The sequence below is a fragment of the Nocardia sp. CA-145437 genome (assembly GCF_050956485.1).
GTDB lineage: Bacteria > Actinomycetota > Actinomycetes > Mycobacteriales > Mycobacteriaceae > Nocardia.
This window is the reverse complement of the sequence record NZ_CP191204.1, coordinates 755,343-776,327: the sequence shown is the minus strand read 5'-3', so window position 1 is coordinate 776,327 and position 20,985 is coordinate 755,343. Positions and strand designations below refer to the sequence as shown.

General features: G+C 69.2%; 20 protein-coding genes, 1 tRNA gene and 1 pseudogene. 16 read left to right on the top strand and 6 right to left on the bottom strand.

The genetic code is table 11. The annotated features are described in order from the left end of the window. Positions 1-119 precede the first annotated feature (119 nt). The 4 genes and pseudogenes from ACQPYY_RS03630 to ACQPYY_RS03615 form a co-directional block, all read left to right on the top strand. Positions 120-1,190, top strand: coding sequence for an FO synthase (locus ACQPYY_RS03630; RefSeq protein ID WP_433592741.1), 1,071 nt, complete (start codon positions 120-122; stop codon positions 1,188-1,190). A gap of 4 nt (positions 1,191-1,194) precedes the next feature. Further along, positions 1,195-2,670: a flavin-containing monooxygenase gene (locus tag ACQPYY_RS03625; RefSeq protein ID WP_379107424.1), complete on the top strand. Its 1,476-nt coding sequence runs from the start codon at positions 1,195-1,197 to the stop codon at positions 2,668-2,670. Between the two features lie 99 nt (positions 2,671-2,769). Then, positions 2,770-3,681 (top strand): dienelactone hydrolase family protein, encoded by a 912-nt coding sequence (locus tag ACQPYY_RS03620; protein ID WP_433592740.1) that lies wholly within the window; start codon positions 2,770-2,772, stop codon positions 3,679-3,681. Between the two features lie 5 nt (positions 3,682-3,686). After that, positions 3,687-3,812 (top strand): annotated as a pseudogene (locus tag ACQPYY_RS03615) (LysR family transcriptional regulator); the annotation flags it as partial. 504 nt (positions 3,813-4,316) lie between these two features. Here ACQPYY_RS03615 and ACQPYY_RS03610 read toward each other — a convergent pair. Then, positions 4,317-4,393, bottom strand: a tRNA-OTHER gene (locus ACQPYY_RS03610). On the opposite strand from ACQPYY_RS03610, the gene ACQPYY_RS03605 reads away from it, so the two are divergent. The 5 genes from ACQPYY_RS03605 (at position 4,365) to ACQPYY_RS03585 (ending at position 7,155) form a co-directional block, all read left to right on the top strand. Next, positions 4,365-4,571, top strand: a complete 207-nt coding sequence (locus ACQPYY_RS03605; RefSeq protein ID WP_379107422.1) for a hypothetical protein — start codon at positions 4,365-4,367, stop codon at positions 4,569-4,571. The genes ACQPYY_RS03610 and ACQPYY_RS03605 overlap by 29 nt on opposite strands. 107 nt (positions 4,572-4,678) lie before the next feature. Further along, positions 4,679-4,864, top strand: coding sequence for a 4-oxalocrotonate tautomerase DmpI (gene dmpI / locus ACQPYY_RS03600; RefSeq protein ID WP_036545806.1), 186 nt, complete (start codon positions 4,679-4,681; stop codon positions 4,862-4,864). Positions 4,865-5,025: 161 nt separating this feature from the next. Then, entirely contained in the window at positions 5,026-5,682 is a 657-nt protein-coding gene (locus ACQPYY_RS03595) for a hypothetical protein (RefSeq protein WP_379107421.1), read from the top strand. A gap of 196 nt (positions 5,683-5,878) precedes the next feature. Continuing rightward, positions 5,879-6,055: a hypothetical protein gene (locus ACQPYY_RS03590; protein ID WP_379107420.1), complete on the top strand. Its 177-nt coding sequence runs from the start codon at positions 5,879-5,881 to the stop codon at positions 6,053-6,055. A 110-nt stretch (positions 6,056-6,165) separates the two neighbouring features. Further along, on the top strand, positions 6,166-7,155 hold the full coding sequence (locus ACQPYY_RS03585; RefSeq protein ID WP_433592739.1) for a cation diffusion facilitator family transporter: 990 nt from the start codon (positions 6,166-6,168) through the stop codon (positions 7,153-7,155). Between the two features lie 15 nt (positions 7,156-7,170). Here the strand turns inward: ACQPYY_RS03585 and ACQPYY_RS03580 are convergent, their stop codons facing one another. Further along, complete coding sequence (locus tag ACQPYY_RS03580; RefSeq protein ID WP_433592738.1) at positions 7,171-8,013, bottom strand: helix-turn-helix transcriptional regulator; 843 nt, start codon at positions 8,011-8,013, stop codon at positions 7,171-7,173. A gap of 91 nt (positions 8,014-8,104) precedes the next feature. Here ACQPYY_RS03580 and ACQPYY_RS03575 point away from each other — a divergent pair, with 91 nt between their 5' ends. Beyond that, positions 8,105-8,866 (top strand): SDR family oxidoreductase, encoded by a 762-nt coding sequence (locus tag ACQPYY_RS03575; protein WP_379107417.1) that lies wholly within the window; start codon positions 8,105-8,107, stop codon positions 8,864-8,866. A gap of 176 nt (positions 8,867-9,042) precedes the next feature. On the opposite strand, the gene ACQPYY_RS03570 is transcribed toward ACQPYY_RS03575, so the two are convergent. Both ACQPYY_RS03570 and ctaD read right to left on the bottom strand, forming a co-directional pair. After that, positions 9,043-10,572, bottom strand: coding sequence for an AMP-binding protein (locus tag ACQPYY_RS03570; RefSeq protein WP_433592737.1), 1,530 nt, complete (start codon positions 10,570-10,572; stop codon positions 9,043-9,045). Between the two features lie 274 nt (positions 10,573-10,846). Beyond that, positions 10,847-12,586 carry an aa3-type cytochrome oxidase subunit I gene (gene ctaD, locus ACQPYY_RS03565; protein WP_433592736.1) on the bottom strand — a complete coding sequence of 580 codons (1,740 nt, stop codon included), beginning with the start codon at positions 12,584-12,586 and terminating at the stop codon, positions 10,847-10,849. Between the two features lie 251 nt (positions 12,587-12,837). Here ctaD and ACQPYY_RS03560 point away from each other — a divergent pair, with 251 nt between their 5' ends. Then, complete coding sequence (locus tag ACQPYY_RS03560; RefSeq protein ID WP_379107414.1) at positions 12,838-13,239, top strand: hypothetical protein; 402 nt, start codon at positions 12,838-12,840, stop codon at positions 13,237-13,239. A 40-nt stretch (positions 13,240-13,279) separates the two neighbouring features. Here ACQPYY_RS03560 and ACQPYY_RS03555 read toward each other — a convergent pair whose 3' ends face one another. Beyond that, positions 13,280-14,143: an LLM class flavin-dependent oxidoreductase gene (locus ACQPYY_RS03555; protein ID WP_433592735.1), complete on the bottom strand. Its 864-nt coding sequence runs from the start codon at positions 14,141-14,143 to the stop codon at positions 13,280-13,282. Positions 14,144-14,305: 162 nt separating this feature from the next. Here ACQPYY_RS03555 and ACQPYY_RS03550 point away from each other — a divergent pair, with 162 nt between their 5' ends. The 4 genes from ACQPYY_RS03550 to ACQPYY_RS03535 all read left to right on the top strand — a co-directional run bounded on the left by ACQPYY_RS03550 (position 14,306) and on the right by ACQPYY_RS03535 (position 18,228). Beyond that, the gene (locus ACQPYY_RS03550; RefSeq protein WP_433592734.1) at positions 14,306-15,046 is read left to right on the top strand and encodes a HalD/BesD family halogenase; all 741 of its coding nucleotides are present in this window, start codon (positions 14,306-14,308) and stop codon (positions 15,044-15,046) included. An 85-nt stretch (positions 15,047-15,131) separates the two neighbouring features. Continuing rightward, entirely contained in the window at positions 15,132-16,490 is a 1,359-nt protein-coding gene (locus tag ACQPYY_RS03545; protein ID WP_379107411.1) for a WS/DGAT/MGAT family O-acyltransferase, read from the top strand. Positions 16,491-16,531: 41 nt separating this feature from the next. Further along, positions 16,532-17,302: an RluA family pseudouridine synthase gene (locus ACQPYY_RS03540; protein ID WP_433594560.1), complete on the top strand. Its 771-nt coding sequence runs from the start codon at positions 16,532-16,534 to the stop codon at positions 17,300-17,302. 146 nt (positions 17,303-17,448) lie between these two features. Then, positions 17,449-18,228, top strand: a complete 780-nt coding sequence (locus tag ACQPYY_RS03535) for a metallophosphoesterase (RefSeq protein WP_433592733.1) — start codon at positions 17,449-17,451, stop codon at positions 18,226-18,228. On the opposite strand, the gene ACQPYY_RS03530 is transcribed toward ACQPYY_RS03535, so the two are convergent. Continuing rightward, on the bottom strand, positions 18,209-19,276 hold the full coding sequence (locus tag ACQPYY_RS03530) for an AraC family transcriptional regulator (RefSeq protein ID WP_379107407.1): 1,068 nt from the start codon (positions 19,274-19,276) through the stop codon (positions 18,209-18,211). The genes ACQPYY_RS03535 and ACQPYY_RS03530 overlap by 20 nt on opposite strands. A 97-nt stretch (positions 19,277-19,373) precedes the next feature. On the opposite strand from ACQPYY_RS03530, the gene ACQPYY_RS03525 reads away from it, so the two are divergent. Further along, complete coding sequence (locus ACQPYY_RS03525; RefSeq protein WP_433592732.1) at positions 19,374-20,828, top strand: flavin-containing monooxygenase; 1,455 nt, start codon at positions 19,374-19,376, stop codon at positions 20,826-20,828. Positions 20,829-20,985 lie beyond the last annotated feature (157 nt).

Below are 20,985 nucleotides of genomic sequence, written 5' to 3'. Positions count from 1 at the left end.
CCACGTTGACCGGCCCGGTCGCCGCCCCGCGGCGCCGGGCCGAACGCGTGTCCGGACCGAAGTCCCGGCCACCAGCGGGCGCGGTAGCGGTCCGGAGGGGCGGCGGTATCGTGGCGATCGTGGATGGTGGTATCGCCGAGGTCGGGTCGCCCGACGTGGGTCAGGTGCGGGAATGGCTGGCCGAGGCGGAGCGGAATCCCGCGGGCCTGCCGGACGCGGGGTACCTCGCGCTGCTGGAGACCGATGGCCCCGAACTGGACCGGCTGGGGGAACTCGCGGACGCCCTGCGGAAGCAGAGTGTCGGCGATGCCGTTACCTATGTCGTGAATCGGAACCTGGACACGGCCGCGGTGTCGGGCTCGGCCACGCGGGATCGGCTGGCCGCCCTCGTCGCCGAAGCGTATGAACTCGGCGCCACCGAGATCTGCATGCAGGGCCCGCTGCCCGCCGACAGCGATGACGACTACCTGTCGCTGGTCTCGGCCATCACCGGCAGCGCACCCCTGCATCTGCACGCCTTCCGGCCCGAGGAGCTGCTCGACGGTGCGGCTCGGCTCGGGGCGCCGCTGGACGAATACCTGGTGCGGGCCAAGGCTTCCGGGCTGGGGTCGGTGCCCGGCACCGGGGCCCGGATTCTCGACGACGACGTCCGCGCCCGGCTCAAGGGCGGGCCGGATCTGCCGGTGCGCGAATGGGTTCGGGTGATCGAGGCCGCTCATCGCGCGGGGCTGACCTCCACCGCGACCATGGTGTACGGGCATATCGAGACGCCCGCGCAGCAGCTCGCGCATCTGCGGCTGCTCGCGGAGATTCAGGACCGCACCGGCGGCTTCACCGAATTCATCGCCATGCCCATGGATCCCGTCACCGCGGCGGCCGGATTCCGCACGCCCGAGGTGCCGGAACGCCTGCGGCGGCAGTCCCGGGCCGTTCACGCCGTCGCGCGACTGCTGTTGCACGGGCGGATCGACAATATTCAGGCCGCCTGGCCGCGGCTGGGTGTCACCGCGGCGGTCGAGCTGTTGAGCTGCGGCGCCAACGATTTCGGCGGGCTGCTGCTCGACGGGCGGCTCGCGCCGGAATCGGGTCCCGAGGCCGGACTGACCCTCACCGTCGAGGATGTCGAGCGGATCGCGGGCGAGCTGGGCCGCACCCTGCGGCAGCGCACCACCCAGTACGGCTGGATCTGACGCCATGGCTTCGAATTTCACCGCGGCACATGCCCCGGAAGAGGTCGACGTCCTGATCGTCGGCGCGGGGTTCGCCGGTATCGGCATGGGCATCCAGCTGGCCCGCCGTGGCCGGGAATCGTTCGTGATCATCGAACAGGCCCAGGATGTGGGCGGCACCTGGCGCGACAACCGCTATCCCGGTGTGGCCTGCGATATTCCGGCGCACCTGTACTCGTTCTCGTTCCTGCCGAACCCGCGCTGGTCGCGAGTGTTCGCCGAGGGCGCCGAGATTCACGACTACCTGCGCTCCTGCGTGAAGCAGGAAGCCCTCGAACCGTATCTGCGGCTGAATTGCGCACTGGAACAGGCGGAATGGCTCGAAGCCGAGGAACGCTGGCGGGTCCGCACCTCGCAGGGCGAGTTCTCGGCCGCGAACCTGGTCATCGCGACAGGGCGGTTGACCGAACCCAAGATCCCGCCGATCGCGAACCTCACCGAATTCCGGGGCCGCCGTTGGCATTCGGCGCGCTGGAACCCGAAGGTCTCCCTGGTCGGCAAGCGGGTCGGACTGGTGGGCACGGGCGCGTCGGCGGTGCAGATCCTGCCGCGGCTGGCGGGCGAGGCCAGTGAAGTCGTGGTCTTCCAGCGTTCGGCCCCGTACGTGCTGCCGCGCGGGGACCGCTTCTACACCCCCGACGAGCTGGCCGGGTTCGCCGCCGACCCGCAGTCGATCACCGCGCTGCGGGACGAGCTGTTCGCCGAGGCGGAGCTCAGCATCGCCGCGCGCCGCCGCCGGCACCCGGAGATCGATCTGCTCAGCCGCCGCGCACTCGACCACCTGGCCGCGCAGGTCCGCGATCCGGAACTGCGGCGGCGGCTCACCCCGGATTACGAGATCGGCTGCAAGCGAATCCTGTTCTCCGACGAGTACTACGCGGCCCTGCAACAGGACAACGTCCGGCTGGAATCGACCGAGCTGACCCGGATCAGCGACGGCCTCGCCATCGCCGCGAGCGGACAGGCCCACGACCTCGAGGTGCTGGTCTTCGCGACCGGCTTCAACGCCACCCGCCCGTCCATCGCCAAGCGCATCCACGGCCGCACCTCCCTGCTGTCCGAACGCTGGAGCAACGGCATGGCGGCCCACGCCTCCACCACCGTGGACGGCTTCCCGAACATGTACGTCCTGGACGGCCCGAACGCGGCGCTCGGCCACAACTCGGCCATCTACGTGATCGAGACCCAGATCGACTACGTGCTCAGCGCTTTCGACCACCTGGCGGCGGTGCCGGAGACCGTCCTGGAGGTCACACCCGAGGCGGTCGAATCCTCCATGGCCGATATCGAGAACCGCGCCCGCGACACCGTCTGGACCCAGGGCCGCTGCACCAGCTGGTACCGCGACGAGCAGACCGGCCGCGTCACCCTGCTGTGGCCGGACTCGGCGGAGTCGTTCCGGCGGTCCAACGGGGCGTTCGACATCAACGCCTACCGGTAGCCCGTCCGGGCCCGTCCCCGGAATGAACACCGGGTGCCCCGAGTATTTCCACAGCGTTCCCTCCGGGACCTCGGCGGTGCGTCGGCCTAGGCTGAGGGCATGACGCCGCTGCAGCGCTATATCGCAGAGGAAATCGCCACCGACCACGTCGAGGGCCTGCTCAGCCGCCGCGAGGCGCTGCGCCGGTTGGGTCTGCTCGGCATGGGAGCGCCGGCCGCGGTGGCGCTGCTGGCCTCCTGCGCCGAATCGGCCCGGCAGTCGACTCCCGCCACGACCGCCGCCGGACCTTCCGCGAGCCCGTCGTCCCCGCCGCCCGGCGCCGCGAACGCGGTACCGGCCACGCCCATCACCTTCGCCGGACCCGAGGGCCGCACCCTGCAGGCCGCCTGGGCCGAGGCGGCGCAGCCGCGCGGCGGCGTGCTGGTCATCCATGAGAACCGCGGACTGACCGACCACATCCGTTCGGTGACCGGCCGTTTCGCGGGCGCGGGCTATTCGGCGCTGGCGGTGGATCTGCTCTCCGAGGAGGGCGGCACCGCCACCTTCACCGATCAGGCCGCCGCCACCGCCGCCTTGAGCAAGATCCCCCAGGACCGCTTCATCGCCGACCTGCGCGCGGGCCTGACCGAGCTGGGGCGGCGGGCGCCCGGAAAACGGCTGGGCGCCACCGGTTTCTGCTTCGGCGGTGGCCTGACCTGGCTGCTGCTCACCTCCGGCACTCCCGAGCTCGCCGCCGCCACCCCCTTCTACGGCCCCTTCCCCGAGGGCGGCCAGGTCACCGGCTCCCAGGCCGCCGTCCTGGCGGTCTACGGCGCGCTCGATGCCCGTGTGGACGCATCCCGGCCCGCCGCCGAAGCCGCCCTGAACCAGGCCGGCCTGCCGCACGACAGCTATGTCGCCGAGAACGCCGACCACGCCTTCTTCAACGACACCGGCCCGCGCTACCAGCCCACCGCCGCCGCCGAAGCCTGGCGGCGCGTGATCGATTGGTACGGCCGCTATCTAGCCTGAGCGTCGTGGAGTTGCGCCAACTGCGGTACTTCGTGACCGTCGCCGAGGAATTGCATTTCGGGCGCGCGGCCCAGCGCCTGCACATCGCGCAGCCGGCCGTCAGTCAGCAGGTGCGGCGGCTGGAGCGGGACCTGCGGGTGCAGCTGCTGGACCGTTCCCCGCGCCGGGTGCTGCTCACCGAGGCCGGACAACGCTTCCTGCCCGCGGCCCGGGCCGTGCTGGCCGCTGCGGATCAGGCGCGGGCGTCGGTCGCGGAGCTGGCGGGCGGCCGGGCCGAGGTGTTCCGGCTCGGGACGGTGACCGGGCTCGCCGAACGGCTGGACGCGGTCCTGGACACCTTCGCCGAGCAGGCGCCCGGGGTGCGGGTGGAGCTGGTGGCGCTGCCGGTGCGTGACCGCCTGGCGCAGGTGGCCGACGGGAGTCTGGACGCGGCCTTCGTGCGCTCCCCCGCACCCGGCGAGACCCCGGACCTGGATTTCCTGCCCGCCTGGGACGATCCGCTGGTGGTGGCATTGTCCGCCAAACACGGACTGGCGAACCAGGATTCGGTGCGGATGGCCGACCTGGCCGCGGTGCCGCTGCGGCTGACCGAGCGGCGCAATCATCCGGCCCTCGTGGATCTGGTGCTGGCCGCGTGCGCGCGAGCCGGATTCGAACCGGCGCCCGCGCCCGCGTCGACCACCTTGCAGGACACCCTCGCCGCCATCGGCGCGGGCTCGCCCATGTGGACGGTGGTGTACGCGTCCAATGCCCGGCAGGTGCACAATCCGCGGGTCGTGTTCCGGCCCTTCACCGATCCGGGTATGAGCCTGCCGATCGCGTTGGCCGTGCGAGCGGATGCCGCCTCGACGAATCTGCGCCTGCTGGGTGCGCTGCTGGCCGGCGAATAGCGATAAGGATCGCTTATCGCTGCGTTAACGAGCCGCCCATTGGCCGGTGTCCGGAATTCCGGTGAACTGTTCTCAGTCCCAATGGATTTCACGAAGGAGAACACGTCATGCCGATCGTCACCGTGCAGCAGGGTCCGCGCACCGTCGAGCTGAAGCGGGATCTGGTGCGCCGTATCACCGACGCGTTCGTGGACGCGTATCAGATTCCGGCCGAGGCCGTGCAGGTCTGGATCCACGAGACCCCCGCGGACAGCTGGGGCACCGCCGGCCGCCTGACCGCGGACGGTAAGTAGCGGTGAACCGGCGGGTCGCCAGAACCGGACCCCGTGGTCCTAATCGACTGCGGCACACCCGAACCGACCCGCCGGTACCGATAGATGTCGGAGCCGTGACAACCTGGCATCGACTGCACATACTCGCAGGTAGACCCCGATTCTAGTGATACAACGGCAGCATGACGGAGGTTGTCGGTCCCAAGCTCGTACCCACACCCGCGGGTCACTCGGTGGAATTCTGGGGCTATTGCATGTGGGGCCTGGCCGCGCTGGCCATCGCCGTATCGGAACTGGCATCGGTGTTCGGGCTGGCGAGCTGGCCCACCATCTCCAATACGATCGGCCACCTCGAGACCCAGCATTCGATCGTGCGGGTGATCGTGGTGACGGTGATCGTGCTGCTCGCCTATTACGCGGTCCCGCAACTGACCACCCCGCCCGAACCCGTCGTGCAGCAGGTGGCGGGACGCACCATCACCGTGAACGGCCGTGTCACCAAGACGGATTCGGTGATCACGCTCCTGGGCGCGGGCTATCTCACGGCAGCCTTCGCCACCTATGCCTTCGGCGTCCTGTTCGCCATCGCCGACCGCGGCATGAACCCGCACTCCTACCTGGGCGCGTACGTGCTCTACGGACTGATCGCCCTGATGTGGGTCATCCTGCCCAGCGTGCTGGCCATGGTCTTCACCCGAGATGTCCCGTTCCCCACACTGTTTCGCACCATCGGCTACCTGGAGCGACGCGCGCACCCGGTCGCCGCGATCCTGCTCGCCGGACTCGTGGTGCTGCTGATCCACCTGGCCTTCTACCCCTGGCCGCGCGTGGAGAGCTGATCGGTGGACGACGCGAAAACCGTTGTCAGCGAATTATTTACGCCCCCGTAGCAGTAGGAAGGCCGCATAGGCCGCGCCCGAGAGACCGATCACCGCGACGACACCGATGGTTGTCAGGATTGCGTCCACCCTTGCGATTTTATGGACCCGGCGGGTCACGCATGCCCGATCGCGGGAAATGGCGTATGCAGGAGGTATGGGTCGCCATCCGCAGCGCACCCCCCTCTACGGGGCGTTGATGCTGGTCGGGGTCATGCTCACCGGACTGTGGGTCCGGGACTGGCCCTGGCTGTGGCTGCGGGCGCTGGGTTTCCTCGCGTTGTTCGTGATCGCCTTCGCCGGGTTCCTCATGACCTTCCGCGATCTCTCATGACCAGGTCTGGGCACATTTCAGGCAATCCGGTCGAATCGAACGTGTCACAAACATTGCACACATAGCGATTTATGCATATGGTCTTGTTCGAGCGACAACGGAGGAGGGTTATGAGCGACCACGGGCATTCACACGGACACGATCACGCCGGGCATTCACACGGCGCGACCGCCGACAGCGACAAGCGCTGGCTGGCCGGCGCGCTCGCCGTCATCGTCGTGTTCCTGCTCGGCGAAGTCGTCGTCGGCCTGATCGCCCAATCGCTGGCCCTGCTCTCCGACGCCGCGCACATGCTCACCGACGCCGCCTCGATCGTGCTGGCGCTGTGGGCCATCCGCCTGGCCGCCCGGCCCGCCGAGGGCCGCATGACCTACGGCTGGAAACGCGCCGAGATCCTCTCCGCCCAGGCCAACGGCCTCACCCTGCTGGGGCTCGCGGGCTGGCTCACCTACGAGGCCATCCGCCGCCTCATCGACCCGCCCGACGTCACCGGCGGCCTGGTGCTGGTCACCGCGCTGGCGGGCATCGTGGTGAACGTGCTGGCCAGCTGGATGATCAGCAAGGCCAACCGCACCAGCCTCAATGTCGAGGGCGCGTACCAGCACATCCTCAACGACCTGTTCGCCTTCATCGCCACCGCGGTCGCCGGTCTGATCATCATGCTCACCGGCTTCGCCCGCGCGGACGGCATCGCCACCCTGATCGTGGTGGTGCTCATGGTGAAGGCCGGCGTGGGCCTGGTCCGCGCCTCCGGCCGCATCTTCCTCGAGGCCGCGCCCGCCTACCTCGACCCGGTCGAGATCGGCGCCGAGATGGCCGCGATCGACTCCGTGATCGAGGTACACGACCTGCACATCTGGGAGATCACCTCGGGCACCCCGTCGCTGTCGGCCCACATCCTGGTCGACGAGGACGCGGACAGTCAGGCGGTGCGGGCCGCGGTCGCCCGCATGCTGGCCGAGAAGCACCACATCGACCACAGCGTGCTGCAGGTCGACTACACCGACCACGCGGAATGCCCCGACGACGACCACCACCACGTCCCGCACTGCCAGGACGCGCACGGTCCCGTGCACCGCAAAACCATTGCGACGAACTGAGATCCGGCCCGCGGATCAGACGCCGACCGAGCGCAGGCCCGCCAGCCGGGCCAGCGCCTCGGCGGTCGGCGAACCCGGCTCGGCGGTGTAGACCACCAGCAGCTGATCCGGATCGGCGGGCAGCGCCAAGGTCTCGTAACCGAGTTCGAGGCGGCCCACCTCGGGATGCTGGATCAGCTTGGCGCCGCGCGTCTTCTCCTTGACCGGATGCGACGCCCACAGCCGCCGGAAATCCGGGCTGCGCTCGGACAGCTCCGCGACCAGGGCGGTGAGGCGCGGATCGTCGGGGTGCAGGCCCGCGTCGCGGCGCAGGAACGCGACCGTCTCACCGGCCACCGTCTCCCACTCCGGGTAATAGGCCGGCGCGGCCGGCGCGAGGAACAGGTAGCGGGCTTGATTCCGCTCCCCCGCCGGAACCCGGGAGAAGCCGGACACCGAATCGCCCAGGGCATTCCAGGCCAGCACATCCATCCGCCTGCCCAACACGAAAGCGGGTGCGGCGAGAGCGTCGAGCACCAGGCGCACGCCCGGATGGATGGCGTCGCTGTACACGCCCGACGCCGTGGTGGGATGCGCGTCGACGGTGCCGCCGGGCCGGGCCAGCGCGTACAGGTGCAGCCGCTCCGGATCGGTGAGCCGCAGCGCCCGGGCCACCGCGTCGAGCACGGCGTCCGAAACATGTTTGCCGCGGCCCTGTTCCAGGCGGATGTAGTAGTCGACGCTCACCCCGGCCAGCTGCGCCACCTCCTCGCGGCGCAGGCCCGGGACCCGTCGGCGGCCGTAATCGCGCAGTCCGGCGTCGCCCGGCTGGATCCGGGAGCGGCGGGAGCTCAGGAAGTCACCGAGGTCGTTCTGCATGGGATCCAGCGTACGAACCCATCCTGGTACCGGCAGACCCAGGAAAAGCGCAACCCTCGTTGGGGAGGGGAAACGCTCGCAGGATGAGGACATGACTTACGAGAACCTGTCCGGCCGGACCGCCGTCATCGTCGGAGCCGCCAGCGGCATGGGCGAGGCCACCGCCCTGCTGCTGGCCCGCAACGGGGCCCGCGTCGCCCTGCTGGCCCGCCGCGCCGACCGCCTGGAAACCCTGGCCGCCAAGATCGAGGCCGACGGCGGGACCGCGCTGGCCGTCACCGTCGACGTCACCGACTCCGCCAGCGTGACCGCCGCGGCCGCCGCCGTGCACGCCGCCTTCGGCCCCGCCGACCTGGTCGTGAACTCGGCGGGCGTGATGCTGCCCAACCCGATCACCGACGGCCGCGAGGACGAGTGGACCCGCATGCTCGACACCAATGTCGCGGGCCGGCTGCGCATCATCCGCGCCTTCCTGCCCGACCTGCTCGCCGCCGCGGACGCGGGCCGCCCCGCCGACCTGGTGAACATCTCCTCCATCGGCGCGCACGTCACCTTCCCCGCCTACTCGGTGTACGGGGCCACCCAGGCCGCCATCACCCAGCTCTCCGCCACCCTGCGCACCGAACTCGGCGCCCGCAAGGTCCGGGTCACCAATATCGAGCCCGGCCTCACCGACACCGAACTCGGCACCCACATCGACAATCCGGAGATCAGCGGCCAGCTCGACGGCATGTTCGGCCTCGTCGACGCCCTGAGCGCCGCCGACATCGCCGACCTGATCGCGTACACCACCAGCCGCCCGGCGCATGTGAATCTCCGCCAGGTCATCGTCCTGCCCACCCAGCAGGCGTGACCAGGCGACACCTACCGCGCAGCGAAAGCCACTGCGCGGCAGCCATTTCCGACCATCCACCCGAGACACGCCCTATCGAAGCGGCGACCCTGCGGGATCGAACGCGCCACCGGGCTGACTGCGCCCACAGCAGGGCGCAGCCGCCGGTCGCAGGAGCGGCCGGGTCCGCGCCGCCGTCACCGCCAGACGGCCGCGGTGTTGTTGAGGACCGTGGCGTCGCCGTAGCCGACCAGTTGGCCGATGGGGAGCATGCCGAGGCGGCCGTGGTGGTCGAGTTCGCCGTCGCCGCGCCAGCAGCCGATCTCGCCGGTGCGGAACATGCGGTCGCCCGGATCGCCGAAGGGGTCGGCGACCAGGCGCTCGCCGGTGGGGGCGGGGCGGCGGTGGTAGCCGCGGGCCAATCCCGCACCGGCGACATAGATTTCGCCGATCACGCCGGGCGGCAGCGGATTCAGTTTCTCGTCCAGGATGTAGCAGCGGGTGCCGACCACCGGGCCGCCGATGGAGACCGCCACGTGTGGGGCGACCGGGGTCAGGGGGCGGCTCACGGTGGCGTGCAGGCCGGTCTCGGCCCAGCCGTAGCCGCTCACGAACGACCGTCCGTCCGACCAGATTCCGGTCAGCTTGGCGGGGCAGGCCGCACCCGTGGTGGCCAGCAGCCGCAGGTCCGGGAGCGGTTCCGCGCCGGGCAGGGTGGCGAGGATGTACGGGGTCAGTACGGCGTGGGTGACCCGGGCGTCCAGCATGAGTTCGTAGAGGTCCGCGCCCGCGTACGGCCCCGCGGGGGCGAGCACCAGGGTGGCCCCGGAGGCCAAGGCCAGCAACAGTTCCCAGATCGCCGTGTCGCGACCCGGCGTGGCGGCGGCCAGCACCCGGGCGTCGGGATCGGTGTCGCAGCGCTGCGCCTGGGTCACCACGAGATGGGCGAGCGCGGTGTGGGTCATGGTCGCGCCCCGCACCACACCGCTCGATTCGAGCGGGTAGACGACGTAGGCGGGATTCCGCAGATGCAGCGGGCGCACCCGATCGGCATCGGTGATCGGGTCCGCGAGCGGAGCCGCCCACACCCCGGCCGGGCCGGGCGCGCTCTCTCCGCCGGTCCGGCGCAACGGGGCGTCGGCGCCCTCGGCCACCAGTTCCCGGGCCCGCGCGTCGAGCACCTCCAGCGCGTCCTCACCGTCCCCGGCCGAGGACGTGATCGGAGCGATGCTCAGCCACGGACCGGCGCCCGCCGCGGGCAGTGAGTCCCGCCGGTAATCGGCCGTAATCCCCGCGACCGCACCGGAATCCGCGAGGATCGGGGCGATCCTGGTGATCGGAGCGTCCGGGTCGACCGCGAGGAACGCGGCCCCGGCCTGCGCCACCGCGCACACCGCCACCACCCATTCCGGCGACCGCGGCAGCGCCACCGCCACCACGTCCTCGGGGCCGATGCCCGCACCGATCAGCTTGCGCGCCAATCTGTTCGCGTGCGCGTCCAGTTCGCGATAACTGAGGGTCAGGCCCCCGCACACCACGGCCGGGGCCTCCGGGTCGTAGGAGGCGGCCCGGGTCAGCAGCCGGGGCAGGGTCAGCGCGACGGCCGTGCTGGTGTCGTTCCAGCGCCGTAGTTGCCGTTGCCAGTCGTAGGGCGAGTCCATGGACTCGGCGGTGCGACGGACGAAAGCCGGTGCGGCATCGCAAACATCCGGAGAATCGGCGAGCATTGTCCCTCCCGAAGTCGAGACCTGCGGATAGCGCCGGAGCGCGGCGGTTTCGCGCTCCGACTGCGGACAGTACAGCACCGAGACAGCAAGTCCGCTGCTATTCCTTTCGTGCCGCGAATGGACGCATGATCAGGCGTTATATGGACGTCCGATCAGGCCGTGCCCGCGGCCGGGAGATCACGCCGCGACGGTGTCCGAGCGCGCGAGCGCGGCGGCCGTCCGGAGACGACCGCCGCGCTCGATGTCGAGGAGAACCGGGTGGCGTGCGGGAGAACTAGGTGGTGGACGCCTTCTCGGTCTCGTGCACGGTGTGCTGGCCCGAACCCCAGCCCACGTGGGCCTCGGCGCGCATGCGCTCGACCATGTGCGGGTAGTGCAGCTCGAAAGCCGGTCGCTCCGAACGGATTCGGGGCAGCTCGTAGAAGTTGTGCCGCGGCGGCGGGCAGGAGGTCGCCCACTCCAGGGAGTTGCCGTAGCCCCACGGGTCGTCCACGGTCACGACCTCGCCGTAGCGGTAGGACTTGAAGACATTCCACACGAACGGCAGCATCGACGCGCCGAGCACGAACGAGCCGATGGTGGAAATGGTGTTCAGCGTGGTGAATCCGTCGCTCGGCAGGTAGTCGGCGTACCGACGCGGCATACCCACGTTGCCCAGCCAGTGCTGCACCAGGAACGTGGTGTGGAAACCGAGGAACGTGGTCCAGAAGTGCCACTTGCCCAGGCGCTCGTCGAGCATGCGGCCGGACATCTTCGGGAACCAGAAGTAGATGCCCGCGAAGGTGGCGAAGGCGATGGTCCCGAAGAGCACGTAGTGGAAGTGCGCGACCACGAAGTAGCTGTCGGACACGTGGAAGTCCAGCGGCGGGCTCGCGAGGATGACGCCCGACAGACCTCCGAAGAGGAAGGTCACGATGAAGCCGAGCGACCACAGCATCGGCGTCTCGAAGGTGAGCTGGCCGCGCCACATGGTGCCGATCCAGTTGAAGAACTTCACACCGGTCGGGACCGCGATGAGGAACGTCATGAACGAGAAGTACGGCAGCAGCACCGCGCCCGTGGCGTACATGTGATGCGCCCACACCGCGATCGAGAGCGCCGCGATGGCGATCGTCGCGTACACCAGTGTGGTGTAACCGAAGATCGGCTTGCGGCTGAAGACCGGGTAGATCTCCGAGACGATGCCGAAGAACGGCAACGCGATGATGTACACCTCGGGGTGGCCGAAGTACCAGAACAGGTGCTGCCACAGCAGATTGCCGCCATTGGCGGGGTCGTAGATGTGCCCGTGCAGGTGCCGGTCGTAGAACAGGGCCAGCGCGGCCGAGGTCAGGATCGGGAAGGCCAGCAGGATCAGCAGACTGGTGATCAGGATGTTCCAGGTGAAGATCGGCATCCGGAACATGGTCATGCCGGGGCAGCGCAGGACCACGATGGTGGTGATGAAGTTGACGCCGCCGAGGATGGTGCCCAGACCGGAGACGGCGACGCCGAGGATCCACAGGTCACCACCCACGCCCGGGGTGTGCACGATGTCCGACAGCGGGGTGTAGGCCGTCCAGCCGAAGTCCGCCGCGCCGCCGGGGGTGATGAAGCCCGCGGTCGCCATGCTCGCGCCGAACAGGTACAGCCAATAGCTCAGCGCGTTCAGCCGCGGGAAAGCGACGTCGGGAGCGCCGATCTGAAGCGGCACAATGATATTGGCGAAGGCGAACACCACCGCGGTCGCGTAGAACAGCAGCATGATGGTGCCGTGCATGGTGAACAGCTGGTTGAACTGTTCGGTGGACAGGAACTGCATGCCCGGCCGCGCCAGCTCGCCACGCATGAGCACCGCCATCAGACCGCCGATCAGGAAGAACGAGATCGACGTGAACAAGTACATCTGACCGAGCATCTTGGGGTCGGTCGTGGTGACCAATTGATAGATGAACGATCCTTTGGAGCGCTTCCGGGGCGGGTAAGGCCGGACCGCCTCGAGGTCCTTTTCAGGTTTTGGAGATACCGCAGTCACCACATCCTCCTCGGGAGGGTTCCGTCCAGCTCTACCAATCGGGGCACATAGAACGGCGCACAGCGTACCGACAGCTACTCAATCTTGACCGAAAACACTCCGGTCGGTGCGGAGTGGGATCGAAATGCAAGATACTGCAGGGCAACCGTGACGTTCACAGCGGCCACCACCCAGGTTTGGCATGCTGTTCACCCGCGATTCACGCCCCGACATCATCAAAAGCTCATATGGCGCGGTCCAATATCAGTGTTATGTCTCGATCGCTGCGCAACCGCGTACTCACCGTCACCGTGGTCGGCAGCCTCGGCCTCCTGCTCGCCGTGGGGTCGGCCACCACCGCCCATGGCGAACCCCGGGCAGTCATCCAGGGGCGCGGCGAGGTGACCGCGCACGTCACCGGCGAGAAGCCGAACAACAAGTGCCAGATCGCGGGCCACGACGTGAGCGGGCCGTGGGGGGTCGTCGGGGCCGACGGGACCGTGAACCTCACCCTCGGCGCGGCGTATCACGGCGGCAAACGACTACGGGTGATCTGTGAGGACCCCACACGCGGTGACGCCAGCCTGCACACGGTGAAGTCGGACCGCGTCGCCTTCGACGGACTGCTCTCCCCGATCCGCCAGATCATGCACAACCGGTTCTTCGGGGCCTGATCAACTCTCGTGACTCTCAGGGGCTTCGCCCCCGAACCCCCTAGAGGGGTACGTGCCCGGCACGGGCGGCGGCGACCGCCGCACGCACCGCGGGGGCGGTCTCGGCCGCGAAATGCTGGGTGGGGCGCTCGCCTTCGGGGTCGACGGGGAGCAGGAATTGGCTGATGCCCTGAGTCAGGGCGAGATCGGTGAGCTGGGGCGGACCCATGGTGGGGTCGATGACGTAGGCGCGGCGGATCAGGGCGGGGATGCGGCCGGATGATCGGGCGGCGTCGTCGATGGCGGCCATGCGGGCCGGGAGGGTGACGGGCGGAGCGTAAGCGGCGCTGCCGAGCCAGCCGTCGGCGAGTTCACCGGTCAGGCGGAGCGCGCGGGGGCCGTAGACGCCGAGCCAGATGCCGATCGGATGTGCCGGGAGCGGGCCGGGTTTCGCGCCGCGCAGCGGGTAGAAGTCGCCCGGGAGGCGGGAGCGGTCGGCCTCACCCCAGAGCGCGCGCAGCACCCCGATGGCCTCGCGCAGCGCGCTCAGGGCTTGGCCGGGCGTGCGTCGCGCGCCGCCCATGGCCTCGATGGCATCCCAGAACGCGCCCGCGCCCAGACCCAGTTCGACACGACCCGCGCTGAGCAGGTCCAGGCTGGCGGCGCTGCGGGCCAGCACCGCGGGCGGGCGCAGCGGCAGATTGGCGACCGCGGGCATCAGGGTCAGGGTGCGGGTGACGCCGGCCAGATAGGACAGCAGGGTCCAGGTGTCGAGGAACGCGGGCTGATACGGATGATCCTGGACGGCCAGCACTTCCAGCCCGGAGTCGTCGGCCTGCCGCACCAGGCGCAGCAGGGCACGCCCGCGCACCGCATCGGGCGGGACGAAGATGCCGAACCTGAGCTCATGCCCGTAATCCGCCATAGCAATTATCAAGCTACCGCGCGGGCTGGGGACGCGGGCGATATCGGGCCGATTCGGCGCGTCCGGCGAAGGAATTCGTTTCAGATCGTGATCGAGCGGAAACCCAACTCCATAGTCGTTGCCGGACAACGCAATACAATCGAATCCGAAAGGGCGTGCGCGATGCGGGTTCACAACACGGTCGATACGGCTCGGCGGCACCTGAGGGAGGTCGATCCCTCGGCTCTGGCCCACGCGCGAAAACGGTTGGCCGAGACCGGCATCGCCAGACTCGGTTTCCTGCTCCCACACCGGGTCAAACGCGTGCTCGCGGCCGAGACCCTCGCACTGCTCGACCACTACCGGCAGTGGGGCGAGCTGCTCCCCGAGGGTGAGAGCCCGACCCGCCAGCAAGTGGACTTGACCGGCTCCGACGTCGCGGCCCACACCGCCTGCATCCCCCAGCTCTACGACTGTGAACCCTTGCGGCACAGCCTGTCCGTGATCGCGGCCGAACCCGTCCTGCCCTGCCCCGAACCCGAACGCTTCCACGTCAGCCGCCGCCGGCACGACGACGCACTCGGCCGATGGCATTGGGACGCTTACGCTTTCACACTGGTTCTGGTGGTGGAGTGCCCGCCGCTGGCCGAGGGCGGCTTCGTGCAGACCGTGGCGCACACCTGCCCCGATCCCTACGACACCGATGTGCACCGGATCCTGACGCGCAATCCGATCCACTCCTGGGAACTCGGCCCCGGCGATCTCTACCTGCTCCGCACCGACACCACCCTGCATCGCGTGCACCCGTTCGCGCACGGCCGGCGAACCACCGTCGCCATGGCCTTCGCGGCCCGGACCGAACGTGATGCCGTAGGTTTGCTCAAAGGCTCAACGAGAGCCGAATCACAGACAGTGATAGCCTGATTTTCTGTTAACGCAGCGGGGGGCAGCGTCGCCGCACCGTATCCGCTCCGGGCAGTTCTGCCCAACCCGGCAAAGGCGGCTTCCCATGGACCTGCTCAACCCGCTCGACGCGATATTCCTGGCCATCGAATCCCGCGAGCACCCCATGCACGTGGGTGGCCTCCAGCTGTTCGAGCCGCCCGCCGACGCGGGCCCCGACTACACCCACGAACTGTTCGAGGCCATGGCCGCGCGCACCGAGGTGCGCACCCGCTTCCGCCGCAAACCGAGCCGGCTGCTGGGCGGCTTCTCCAGCCTCGCCTGGTCGCACGCCGACACCGTGGATCTCGGCTACCACCTGCGCCGATCCGCGCTGCCCGCGCCCGGCGGCATGAGCGATCTGCTGGATCTCACCGAGCGTCTGCACGGCATCCTGCTGGACCGGCACCGGCCGCTGTGGGAGGGCCGCATCATCGAGGGCCTGAGCGACGGCCGCTTCGCGCTCTACATGAAGATGCACCACGCCCTCATCGACGGCGTCTCGGCCATGCGGCTGCTGCAGCGCACCCTCACCGACGACCCGCTCGACACCCGGATCGCCGTCCCATGGGGCACCCCGCCGGTGCCGCGCGACGACAGCGCCGAACCCGAAAGCCTGTGGGCCCAGGCAGGCAAGGCGCTGCCGCGGCTGCTGCGCGCCAGCGGGTCGATCGCCGCGCCGTTGCGGGGCGCCCTCGACGGACGACTCACCCTGCCCATGACCGCACCGCGCACCCTGCTCAACACCTCCATCGGCGGGGCCCGGCGCATCGCCGTGCGGTCCTGGCCGCTGGAACGGATCAACGACGTCCGGCAGGCCACCGGGGCCACCGTCAACGACGTGGTGCTGGCCATGAGTTCCGCCGCGCTGCGCGCCTACCTGCTGGAGCGGGACGCGCTGCCCGACGAGCCGTTGATCGCCATGGTGCCGGTCAATATCCGCAATGCCGCCGAGGCCGACACCTCCGAGGGCAATATGGTCGCGGCCTGCCTGGCGAACCTCGGCACCCACCTCGCCGACCCGGTGGCGCGGCTCGACCAGATCCGCACCTCCATGCGCGACGCCAAGCAGGTGTTCACGCAGCTGCCGAAACTCGAGGCGATGCTGCTGTCGGCCGCGCTGATGACACCGCTGGGTGTCTCCCTGCTACCCGGTTTCGAGGCGTTGCCGCGCATGCCGTTCAACCTGGTGATCTCCAATGTGCCGGGCCCGCGCAAGCCGGTCTATCTGCAGGGCGCGCGCCTCGACGCCAACTATCCGCTCTCGATTCCCTTCGAATCGCAGGCCATGAACATCACGCTCACCACCAATGGCGACAACCTCGATTTCGGTCTGGTCGGCTGCCGCCGCACGGTGCCGGACCTCGATCGCATGATCGACCATCTGGAGAACGGCCTGGCCGAGCTGGAGCAAGCGGTCGCCTGACGCGGACCCGGGAGTCGGCCCTCGCTACGCTGGAGCGGGTGATGTCGTGGCCCGAACTGCGGAAAGAGTGCCTGATCCTCGAGGACGAGGCGGTGCTGGCGTTGAACAAGCCCGCCGGGATCTCCGTCACCGGTGAACGCCACGACACCGACATGGTGGAAATGGCCGCCGCGCAGGGCGAGACGCTCTACCCGGTGCACCGTATCGACAAGGTCACCTCGGGCCTGGTGCTGCTGGCCAAGGAGCTGCCCGCGCACGGGCAGCTCACCCGTCAGTTCAACAAGCGGACCGTGGAGAAGGCGTACCTGGCCGTCACCGCCTCCACCGGGCTCCCCGACCGCGGCGTCATCGACCTGCCGTTGAGCGTGGGCCGCAAGAACCGGGTGCGCATCGCCGCGCCCCGCGAGAGCATTCGCCGCGACGGCGACACCTGGCGGGTGGACGCGCAGGATGTGCTGGCGGGCAAGAATTATCCGTCGGTCACCGAATTCACCACGCTGGCCCGCGACGCGGACAGCACCGTCCTGGCATTGCGCCCGATCACCGGGCGACGGCACCAGATTCGCGTCCACCTGGCCTGGATCGGCCACCCCATCGTCGGCGACCCGCTCTTCGACAAGTCCGGCGCGTTCCCCCGCACCCACCTGCACTCCTGGCGACTGTCGCTGGACGCGTCCTGGCGGCCGGGCGGCCGCCTGGAGCTGGAAGCCGAGCCGGGTGCGGACTTCTGGCGCGTCGGCGACGCCGGCGTGGTGGACGACCCACGGCAACTGCTGAGCAGCGCAAGCGAACTCATGGCCCGCACCACATAGCCGGGACATTGATTGACGTTCGCTATATTGGGTGGCGGGTCTCACCGCGACCACATCCGGGCAGGTCAATTAGCCTTAATGAGTGACCGCGGTGCGGCGGCACAGCCGGGCGCAACGCTGCGACCCATGACAGAAAGCGAACGCCGATGGTTCTGCTCGCTCAGCTCAGTGACACCCACTTCAATATGGGCGCGCGCAATGTCGAACGCGCCGAACGGGTGATGGCCTTCCTGGCCGAGCTGCCGCGGCGACCCGACGTCATCATCGTCACCGGCGACATCGCCGACGAGGGCGAGCCGGAGGAATACCAGCAGGCCCGCGCCGCGCTGACCGCCGACCTGCCCGTGCTGATCCTGCCCGGCAATCACGACGACCGCGGCAATATGCGCAACGTCCTGTTCCCCGGCACCGAGGGCGCCGGCCCGATCAACCAGTCCTACCGCGTCGACGGCGTCACCCTGGCGCTGCTCGACTCCAGCATCCCCGGCAAACCGGAGGGCCTGCTCGAGGACGAGACCTACGACTTCCTCACCGACCTGCTCGCCGCCACCCCCGGCGACCAGACGGTGCTGATCGCCATGCACCATCCGCCGGTGCCGGTGCGGTCCACCGTGGTCGACCCGATCCGGCTCACCAATCCGGAACGGCTGGCCGAGATCGTGGCGGGCGACGACCGGATCGCGGCGGTGCTCACCGGGCACGTGCACGCCGGGCTGATGACCCAGTTCGCGGGCAAACCGCTGATCGTCGCGCCGAGCGTGTCCTCCACCATCGGCTGCGAATGGGAAACGGCCGCACCGGGACACGTGCCGATCGACTTCGCGCCCGACCCGTCGATCATCTTCCACTCCATCGAGGACGGCCGGCTGCTGTCCATGTTCCGGCCCATCGCCATGGGCGGCTGGCTCAGCGAACCGCTGGACTGACCGCGCCGCGCCGGTACGCCGACGGGGTGGTGGCGGTCCAGCGTTTGAAGGCGTGGATGAAGGTCGACGCCTCCGCGTAGCCGAGCCGGATCGCCACATCACTGACCGACAGCGGTGTGGCGGTGAGCATCTCCTCCGCCAGCGCGCGCCGCACCTCGTCCAGCAGCTGCCGGTAACTGGTGCCCGCCGCGTCCAGGTGGCGACGCAGGGTGCGGGTGCTCATGTTCAGATCCCGTGCCACCGAGTCGATTCCGGGCGGCACCGCGAAACCGTCCAGTCCGCCGCGCGGCACCAGCCGCTCCCGCACCTCCGCGGCGATGCCGGTGCGGGCGCGGCGGCGCGACACCAGCTCGCGGCACTGCGCCAGGCACATGGCCCAGGTGTGTTCGTTGGCTTGCGGCAGGGGCTGTTCCAGGACCGCCGGGTCCATCGTGAACAGGTTGTGTTCGGCCTCGAAAGTCGGTGTCACGCCGTAGATCTCGGTGTACATGTCGAGGCTGCCGGGCGCGGGGAAGTCGAAGTCGGCGCGCAACAGGTGGATCCGGTTGCCGGTGAGGTCCGACATCATCTGGTGCATGGCGGTGACATCACGCTCCACCAGGAAGCGGCGGACGTCGGCGGGCACGCCCTCGTCGTGGATACGGGCCACGAACTCGCCCGGCCGCCAGCGGGCCGCCGGGATACAGAAGGTGAAGCTCAATTCCAGGTAGCGCAGGGCGAAGGCGATGGCCTCACCCAGGGTGGGGCTGCTGACGCAGGCGAACCCGAAGATCCCGAACGTGGTGATCCGGTACCGCCGCCCCACCTCCAGCCCGAGGTTGGGGCGCCCGCCCAGTTCACGCACCAGATTCCGGATCACCGCCAGCTCGGTGTGCGCGTCGATCTGCTCGTCCGGATTGGCCAGCTGCTTCTCGCTCAGCCCGCTGCCCTGCAGCATGCGCGCCGCCGGGACCCCGTGTTCGCGTGCGAAACCGACCATGAGCGCGACACTCGCCACCCCACGTGGGAAGTCCCAATCCCGGATTCCCGCCTCCTGCACCGTGCCCATAGCCTGATTATGGCCGAAATTCTCGATCCGGTCGCCCACTAAATTCGACGAGCGCTCCTACCCTGAGAAGAGTCTTCGATGTGTGAGGAGCACCACAATGCCCGAGGTCATCATCATCGGCGCGGGGTTCGGCGGGCTCGGCATGGCGATCGAGCTGCAACGCAACGGCTTCCGTGAATTCACCATTCTGGAACGGGCCGCGGACCTGGGCGGAGTGTGGCGGGAGAACACCTACCCGGGGGCGGCCTGCGATGTGCCGTCGCCGCTGTACTCGTTCGCGCACGAGCCCAAACCGAGGTGGCGGCAGCGGTATTCGACGCGCGAGGACATCTGGGAGTACATGCGCGGGATCGCCGATCGGCACGGGCTGCGCGACCACATCGTGTTCGGGGCCGACGTCAGCGAGGCGGAATTCGACGAGACGACCGGGCAGTGGACGGTACGGACCGCCGACGGGGCAGCCCGGACCGCCGATGTGCTGATCTCGGCGGTCGGGCAGCTGTCGCGACCGGCCATGCCACCGATACCCGGGATCGAGCAGTTCGCCGGGGAGTCCTTCCACTCGGCGCGGTGGGACCACAGCGTCGAGTTGGCCGGCAAGCGGGTGGCCTGCATCGGCACCGGGGCCAGCGCCATCCAGTACGTTCCCGAGATCCAGCCGAAGGCCGCGCACCTGACGGTGTTCCAGCGCACCGCGGCCTGGGTGCTGCCCAAGTTCGACACCGACTACAAGCCGGTGCATCAGCGCGTGCTGGTCGCGGTACCGGGAATGCCCGTGGCCGAACGGCTTTCGTGGTGGCTGCTGGCCGAATTCCTGGCGCTGGGGCTGGTCGAGTTCCCCGGAATCGCACGATTCGTGTCCCGGATCGCGGAGAAGCATCTCGAGGAGCAGGTCGCCGATCCGGCGCTGCGCGCCAAGCTCACCCCCGACTTTCCGATCGGCTGCAAACGCGCGCTGTTCTCCAACGACTACTACCCGGCCCTGTGCGAACCCAATGTCACCGTGGAGACCGCCGCCATCAGCGAGATCGTCCCCGAAGGCATCCGCACCGCCGACGGCGCGCTGCACGCGGCCGACGTGATCATCTACGGCACCGGCTTCAAGGGCACGGAATTCCTGTGGCCCATGAAGATTCGCGGCCGCGGCGCCCGCAACCTGGAGGACGCCTGGGACGGCGGCGCGCACGCCTACCTCGGCATCACCGTCCCCGAATTCCCCAACCTGTTCCTGGTCTACGGCCCCAACACCAACCTCGGCGTCGGCTCCATCATCTACATGATCGAATCCCAGACCCACTACATTCGCCGCGCCCTGCAACTCCTCGGCGAACACCCCCGCACCTACCTCGAAGTCCGCCCCGACCCCGAACGCGCCTACAACGACGCCCTCCAGCACCGCCTGGCCCGCACCCCCTGGAACTTCTGCACCAGCTGGTACCGCACCGCCTCCGGCCGGATCACCAACAACTGGCCCGGCACCACCCGCAGCTACCGCCGCCGCACCCGCGACCTCCATCTCCCCGACTACACCTTCACACACATCCGCCCCTGACCTGCGCCATCGACCAACGCCCCGGTCCCAACCCGCCCGCCGACGCCCCCTCCGTCACCGAACTTTCGGTCGAGCAGCTCAGCGAGGACCCGGCGTGGCCGACGAGGGTGGTTGTGGGGGTGGTGCCCGGACTCTGTGGAGATGGTGAGAGGTCTGC

Excerpts from the sequence above, each read along its gene's own strand:
- ACQPYY_RS03625 (WP_379107424.1), top strand. The coding sequence starts at position 1,195 with ATGGCTTCGAATTTCACCGCGGCACATGCCCCGGAAGAGGTCGACGTC.
- ACQPYY_RS03620 (WP_433592740.1), top strand. The coding sequence starts at position 2,770 with ATGACGCCGCTGCAGCGCTATATCGCAGAGGAAATCGCCACCGACCAC.
- dmpI (WP_036545806.1), top strand. The coding sequence starts at position 4,679 with ATGCCGATCGTCACCGTGCAGCAGGGTCCGCGCACCGTCGAGCTGAAG.
- ACQPYY_RS03595 (WP_379107421.1), top strand. The coding sequence starts at position 5,026 with ATGACGGAGGTTGTCGGTCCCAAGCTCGTACCCACACCCGCGGGTCAC.
- ACQPYY_RS03590 (WP_379107420.1), top strand. The coding sequence starts at position 5,879 with ATGGGTCGCCATCCGCAGCGCACCCCCCTCTACGGGGCGTTGATGCTG.
- ACQPYY_RS03585 (WP_433592739.1), top strand. The coding sequence starts at position 6,166 with ATGAGCGACCACGGGCATTCACACGGACACGATCACGCCGGGCATTCA.
- ACQPYY_RS03580 (WP_433592738.1), bottom strand. The coding sequence starts at position 8,013 with ATGCAGAACGACCTCGGTGACTTCCTGAGCTCCCGCCGCTCCCGGATC.
- ACQPYY_RS03575 (WP_379107417.1), top strand. The coding sequence starts at position 8,105 with ATGACTTACGAGAACCTGTCCGGCCGGACCGCCGTCATCGTCGGAGCC.
- ACQPYY_RS03570 (WP_433592737.1), bottom strand. The coding sequence starts at position 10,572 with ATGCTCGCCGATTCTCCGGATGTTTGCGATGCCGCACCGGCTTTCGTC.
- ACQPYY_RS03560 (WP_379107414.1), top strand. The coding sequence starts at position 12,838 with ATGTCTCGATCGCTGCGCAACCGCGTACTCACCGTCACCGTGGTCGGC.
- ACQPYY_RS03555 (WP_433592735.1), bottom strand. The coding sequence starts at position 14,143 with ATGGCGGATTACGGGCATGAGCTCAGGTTCGGCATCTTCGTCCCGCCC.
- ACQPYY_RS03550 (WP_433592734.1), top strand. The coding sequence starts at position 14,306 with ATGCGGGTTCACAACACGGTCGATACGGCTCGGCGGCACCTGAGGGAG.
- ACQPYY_RS03545 (WP_379107411.1), top strand. The coding sequence starts at position 15,132 with ATGGACCTGCTCAACCCGCTCGACGCGATATTCCTGGCCATCGAATCC.
- ACQPYY_RS03540 (WP_433594560.1), top strand. The coding sequence starts at position 16,532 with ATGTCGTGGCCCGAACTGCGGAAAGAGTGCCTGATCCTCGAGGACGAG.
- ACQPYY_RS03535 (WP_433592733.1), top strand. The coding sequence starts at position 17,449 with ATGGTTCTGCTCGCTCAGCTCAGTGACACCCACTTCAATATGGGCGCG.
- ACQPYY_RS03530 (WP_379107407.1), bottom strand. The coding sequence starts at position 19,276 with ATGGGCACGGTGCAGGAGGCGGGAATCCGGGATTGGGACTTCCCACGT.
- ACQPYY_RS03525 (WP_433592732.1), top strand. The coding sequence starts at position 19,374 with ATGCCCGAGGTCATCATCATCGGCGCGGGGTTCGGCGGGCTCGGCATG.